Here is a 5,751-nt window from a genome sequence, read left to right on the forward strand (position 1 = left end):
GCCACCGCTGCCCGTTGGTGTCCCCGCCCCCCTGCCCTCCGGTCACCCCGGGGGGGCCAACCCCGGGGCCCCCCCCACCCGGGCCAACCCCCCGGGGGGGGGGGGGGCCCCGGGCCCCCCCCACCACGGCGAGGGCTTCGGCCTGGAAGCCGGTTCCAAGCCGGAGCTGATGGCGGTGCTGGCGTTGAGCCGGCCGGGCGGACTGATCGTCTGCAACGGCTACAAGGACCGCGAGTACATCCGCCTGGCCCTGATCGGCCGCAAGCTCGGCCTGCAGACCTATATCGTCATCGAGAAGCCGTCCGAGCTGAAGCTGGTGCTGGAGGAATCCAAGGCACTGGACGTGAAGCCGGGCCTGGGCGTGCGCATGCGTCTGGCCTCGCTGGGCGCCGGCAAGTGGCAGAACAGCGGCGGCGACAAGGCCAAGTTCGGCCTGTCCCCGCGCCAGCTGCTGGACCTGTGGAAGGCGCTGCGCGACACCGAGTACGCCGATTGCCTGAACCTGCTGCATTTCCACATGGGCAGCCAGATCAGCAATGTGCGCGACATCGCCAATGGCATGCGCGAGGCCACCCGTTACTTCGTCGAGCTCTCGCAGCTGGGCGCCAGGATCAGCCACGTCGATGTCGGCGGCGGCCTGGGCATCGACTACGAAGGCACCCGTTCGCGCAGCTACTGCTCGATCAATTACGGCCTCAACGCCTACGCCAGCAATATCGTGCAGCCGCTGGCCGAAGCCTGCGAAGCGCATGGCCTGACCCCGCCGCGCATCATCACCGAGTGCGGCCGCGCAATGACCGCGCACCACGCCGTGCTGATCGCCAACGTGTCGGAAGTGGAACAGGCTGCCGAAGGCCGCGTGCCCGAAGCGCATGACGACGAGCCGGCAGCAATCCGCCACCTGCGCGAGATCCATGAGGAACTCGACCAGCGCCCGGCGGTGGAGCTGTTCCAGGAAGCCCAGCATTTCCATGCTGAAGGCTTGAGCGCCTATGCACTTGGCCAGATCGACCTGCCGCAGCGTGCGCGCATCGACGACCTGTTCTACGCCATCGCCAACGGCGTGCGTGCGCGCCTGAGCTATGACGAAAAGAGTCATCGTCCGGCGCTGGACGAATTGAACGACCGCCTGGTCGACAAGTACTTCGTCAACTTCAGCGTATTCGAATCGATCCCGGATGCCTGGGCGATCGACCAGGTGTTCCCGATCGTGCCGATCGAGCGCTTGAACGAGCGCCCCGAGCGTCGCGGCGTGATCGCCGACATGACCTGCGATTCCGATGGCATGGTCAAGACCTACGTCGAGAACGAAAGCCTGGACAGCTCGCTGCCGCTGCACGCCGTGCGCCATGGCGAGAGCTACCGCATCGGCTTCTTCCTGGTCGGTGCCTACCAGGAAATCCTCGGCGACATCCACAACCTGTTCGGCGATACCGACGCGGTGGAAGTGGTGGTGGAAGACGATGGCTACGTGATCACCCAGCAGCGTCGCGGCGATACCACCGACGTAATGCTGGACTACGTCGGCTACAGCCTGGCCGACCTGCGCACGGCCTACCGTGAGCGCGTGGCCGCCGCCGATCTGTCGGCCGAACGTGCCGCGGAGCTGGATGCCGCGCTGGAAGCGGGCCTGACCGGCTACACCTACCTGTCGGACGAACCGCTGGGCTGATTCAACTGCCCATGCAGGGAAACAGTGAACGCCGCGCAGGCCTGCCTGCGCGGCGTTTTCTTTGGCGGATTGATTCGATGTGCGCTCAGGCCTGTGGCAGCTGCAGGCTGGCGCACAGCCCGCTGCCGGTATTGCGCAGGGTCAAGCTGCCGCCATAGCTGTCGACGATGTCGCCGACTATCGCCAGTCCAAGCCCGCTGCTGCCATCACGCTCGTCCAGACGCACGCCACGTTGCAGCACCTGTTGCAGCGCTTGCTCGGCCAAGCCCGGGCCGTCGTCGATGATGTCGATCAGTACCTGCTGATTGTCTGCACGCGCCTGGATACGCACTTCATGCGCCGCCCAGCGGCCAGCGTTGTCGAGCAGATTGCCGAGCATTTCCTCGAGATCGGCTGCCGCGCCGGCAAAGCACAGCTGCGCATCGATGGTGTCGGCGACGAAGTGGATGCCGCGCTCGCCGTGCACACGCTGCATCAGTCGGCACATCGATTGCGCGACTGGCGCGACTGCGCTGCGTTGATGCCGGTCCGCGGCCATGCCGGCGGCCAGGTAGCGATCAATGCTTGTCTGCATGCGCCGGCTTTGCTCGCGCAGGGTTTGCCGCCAGTGCTCGCCGTTGCCATCGGCCTCGGCATGCAGCACGCTCAGCGGTGTCTTGAGCGCATGTGCCAGATCCTGCGCGCTGCTGCGTGCGCGGCTGACCATACGCTGGTGATGGGCGAGCAGGGCGTTGAGTTCATCGGCCAGCGGCGCCACTTCACCGCCAAGCCCCTCGCTGCTGATCTGCGCGGCATCGCCGTGACGCACCTGCTCCACGCGCTTGCCAAGCGCGCGTAAAGGACGCAGGCCGAACTGCACCTGGCTGACCAGTACCGCCAGCCACGCTGCGATCAATGCCGCCATCGCCAGCGCCGAGCGCTGGCGGAAACGGGCGACATCGGTATCGAGCTGGCTGCGGTCGCTGGCGACGGTGACCTGCAGGGGGGCTTTGCTGCGCGGCAAGCGCACCTGTTGGGTCAGGCCGCGCAGGGGCTGCTGCATCGGGCCGCTGAAGTCCACGCCGCTTGCCTGGCTAGGAATCCTTGGAACTGGTGGTTGCAGACTCTCATCCCACAACGAACGCGACTGCAACAACACCTGCCCATCGGTCGTGGCGATCTGCCAGTAAGCGCCGGAGAACACCCGCTGGAAGCGGGCATCGTTGGGTTCCTGGCGCAACGTGAGCTTGCCGCTGGCGTCGATCTCGGCCTGCGCCAGTACGGTCAGCAGGTCTTGCTCCAGCTGGGTGTCCAGGTTGTCGCGCGCTGCCTGCTCGAACAAACGCCCGAGCAGCACGCCAGCCAGCACCGAAACCAGCACCAGCCCCAGGCCACCGGCCAGCAGCAGGCGCGCGCGCAGCGAAAGCGCCTTCATGCTGGCGCGACCAGGCGCCAGCCCTGGCCGCGCACGGTCTGGATCATGTCCACGCCCAGCTTGCGCCGCAGCCGTCCCAACAGCATATCCAGTGCATTGGAGTCGGGATCATGGCCGCCATCGAAGACCTGCTCGCCCAGCCGTTCGCGGCTGACGACGCTGCCCGGATGGTGGATGAAATAGCTGAGCAGGCGGAATTCCTGCGGACTCAGTGACAGCGGCTGTCCGTCCAACAGGAAGCGCCCGGCGTTGATCTCCAGCTGCAGTGGGCCGCAGCTCAGCTGCGCGCTGGCGTGGCCGTTGCTGCGGCGGATCAGCGCCCGCAGGCGCAGGATCAGCTCATCGGCCTGGAAGGGTTTGGTCAGGTAGTCATCGGCACCGGCATCGAAACCGGCCAGCTTGTCGTGCCAGCGCCCGCGCGCGGTCAGCACCAGTACCGGGAAGTCGCGGCCATTGCCACGCCAGCGCTCGATCACGCTGAGCCCGTCCAGTCCGGGTAGGCCAAGGTCGACGATGGCTGCCTGCAGTTCCTCGATCTGGCCGAGTTCCTCGGCTTCGCGGCCATCGCTGACATGGCTGACCACATAGCCGGCCTGCTCCAGCAAGGGCTGCAGGCGGCTGGCCAGTTCCAGGTCATCTTCGGCCAACAGGATCCGCATCAATCGTCCAGTTCGGTCTTCAGCAAGGCACCGCTGCGGGCATCATAGTCGAGCTCGATGACCACGCCGTCTGCACGCAGGATCTCCACTTCGTAGATGCCGTCATCGAGTTCCACTTCCAGCAGCTTGCCCGGATGCCGCTGCAGGGCATCGCGCACGATGTTTTCCAGCGGCACGTAGCGGCCCTGCTTCAAAGCCTGGCGAGCGGTCTGCTGTGCGGCGTCCTGGCCGTGGGCGATGGCCAACGGCGTGCCTGCGGTCAGCAAGGACAGGCCGGCGAGGGCGACAAGGGTGCGGTAGGAAAACATGGCGCTATTGATAGCGCGGCTAGCTAACAATCGACTAACAGTGCTGGCTAGGGCGCTGTTAGGCAGGCGGCGGAGACTGTTTGGGCCGGGCTGATCCGGCAGCACTCAAGGAACGCCCCCATGTTGAAGTCATTGTTCGCAACCGCCGCCATCGCCGCGGCATTGAGCACCAGCGCCCATGCACAAACCAAGCCGCTGGGCATGGCCGAGGTCGAGCAGAAGCTGCGTGCTGCCGGCTACACGCAGATCCATGAGATCGAAAAGGATGATGGTCTGTGGGAAGCCGATGTCGCGCGCGCTGATGGCCGCTTCGCCGAAGTATGGGTGGACCCGGCGACCGGCGAGATCTTTGATGAGCACGATGGTCGCGCCGTGCTGGGCAGCGAGCAGATCCTGGCCCGTGCCGGCGCCGCAGGCCTGCGCGAGATCCACTCGCTGGAGCGCGACGGTGCCACCTGGAAGCTGGAAGCGCGCAATGCCCGCAACCAGCGCGTGGAAGTCCGCATGAGCGGCATCGATGGCCGCATCCTGCACAGCGAGCGTGACGGCTGGCTGGACTGAGTTGCCGCGAAGGCGCAGCCAAGGGCTGCGCTTCGTGCGATCAGGCGTTGCGTGCCACCTGGAAGCCAGCAAACGACTGGCTTACCGGCATCAACTCGATGCGGTTGACGTTGAGGTGCGCGGGCAACGTCGCCACCCAGAAGATCTGGTCGGCGATGTCTTCGGCAGTCATCGGGCTGGCACCGCCGTACAACTGGTCGGATGCGGCCTGATTGCCATGCGTACGCACCAGGGTGAATTCGGTTTCGGCCATGCCCGGTTCGATCGCGGTCACGCGCACGCCGGTGCCGTGCAGGTCCGAGCGCAGGCCCAGCGAGAACTGACTGACGAAAGCCTTGGTGCCGCCATAGGCATTGCCGCCCGGATACGGATACAGCGCGGCGGTGGAGCTGATGTTGATGATCGCACCGCGGCGCTCTACGAGCTTGGGCAGCAGATGATGGGTCAGCGTCACCAGCGCGGTGATGTTGGTGTCGATCATCGTGCGCCAGTCTTCCAGGCTGGCGTGCTGGGCCGCAGCGGTTCCCTGGGCCAGGCCGGCGTTGTTGACCAGCAGGTCGATGTCGCGGAAGGCGGGTGGCAGGGCGGCCAGAGCAGCTTCCATTGCGGCGGCATCGCGGATGTCGAAGGCGGCGGCGTGGATCTTGTCGGCGCCGAATTCTTCCACCAGCGGTTGCAGGCGCTCGGCACGACGACCGGTGGCGATCACTTTCCAGCCGGCCGCGGCAAAGCGGCGGACAGCGGCGGCGCCGAAGCCGGAGGTGGCGCCGGTGATCAGAGCGGTCTTGGACATTGCGGAATCCTTGGGGCAGGGGATTTGGATTTTCGCACTTTGGGGCTTTGGGGGGTGTGGGGAGGTTGGGCCGACGGTACAAGCAAGAGCCAAAGCAAAAGCAAGAAGCCAAAGCGCCCCCTCATCCCAACCCTTCTCCCGCAGGCGGGAGAAGGGCTAAAGCCAGAGCCAAAGAGCCAAAGCCAAAGAGCCAAATCCAAATCCAAATCCAAAGCCAAATCCAAAGCCAAAGCCAAAGCCAAAGCCAAAGCCAAAGCCAAAGCCAAAGCCAAAGCCAAAGCCAAAGCACCCCTCCCCAACCCTCCCCAGCCCCCGGGGCGGCAGGAGGGGGGGGCCTGTGGGAG

Annotated in this window: 6 protein-coding genes and 1 pseudogene; 2 read left to right on the plus strand and 5 right to left on the minus strand. The window is 65.8% G+C overall.

The annotated features are described in order from the left end of the window. Positions 1–118: 118 nt before the first annotated feature. Positions 119–1,672: pseudogene (speA, locus tag ACVOLV_RS21810) on the plus strand (arginine decarboxylase); the annotation flags it as partial. 85 nt (positions 1,673–1,757) lie between these two features. Here the strand turns inward: speA and ACVOLV_RS21815 are convergent. From ACVOLV_RS21815 to ACVOLV_RS21825, 3 genes are read right to left on the minus strand one after another with little or no spacing between them, the layout of a single operon-like run. Beyond that, entirely contained in the window at positions 1,758–3,086 is a 1,329-nt protein-coding gene (locus ACVOLV_RS21815) for a sensor histidine kinase (protein ID WP_481556186.1), read from the minus strand. Beyond that, a complete protein-coding gene (locus ACVOLV_RS21820) occupies positions 3,083–3,745 on the minus strand; it encodes a response regulator transcription factor (protein WP_481556187.1) in 663 nt (220 codons plus the stop codon). The genes ACVOLV_RS21815 and ACVOLV_RS21820 overlap by 4 nt, the downstream gene beginning before the upstream one ends. After that, complete coding sequence (locus ACVOLV_RS21825; RefSeq protein ID WP_296246826.1) at positions 3,745–4,053, minus strand: PepSY domain-containing protein; 309 nt, start codon at positions 4,051–4,053, stop codon at positions 3,745–3,747. Before ACVOLV_RS21825 ends, ACVOLV_RS21820 begins: the two co-directional genes overlap by 1 nt. A 120-nt stretch (positions 4,054–4,173) precedes the next feature. Here ACVOLV_RS21825 and ACVOLV_RS21830 point away from each other — a divergent pair, with 120 nt between their 5' ends. Next, positions 4,174–4,614 (plus strand): PepSY domain-containing protein, encoded by a 441-nt coding sequence (locus ACVOLV_RS21830; RefSeq protein ID WP_481556188.1) that lies wholly within the window; start codon positions 4,174–4,176, stop codon positions 4,612–4,614. A gap of 40 nt (positions 4,615–4,654) precedes the next feature. Here ACVOLV_RS21830 and ACVOLV_RS21835 read toward each other — a convergent pair whose 3' ends face one another. Both ACVOLV_RS21835 and ACVOLV_RS21840 read right to left on the minus strand, forming a co-directional pair. Further along, a complete protein-coding gene (locus tag ACVOLV_RS21835) occupies positions 4,655–5,407 on the minus strand; it encodes an SDR family NAD(P)-dependent oxidoreductase (RefSeq protein WP_481556189.1) in 753 nt (250 codons plus the stop codon). 156 nt (positions 5,408–5,563) lie between these two features. Continuing rightward, on the minus strand, positions 5,564–5,751 hold a 188-nt coding region (locus tag ACVOLV_RS21840; protein ID WP_481556190.1), incomplete at its 5' end, for a hypothetical protein.

The organism is Stenotrophomonas sp. STEN023 (assembly GCF_056760135.1).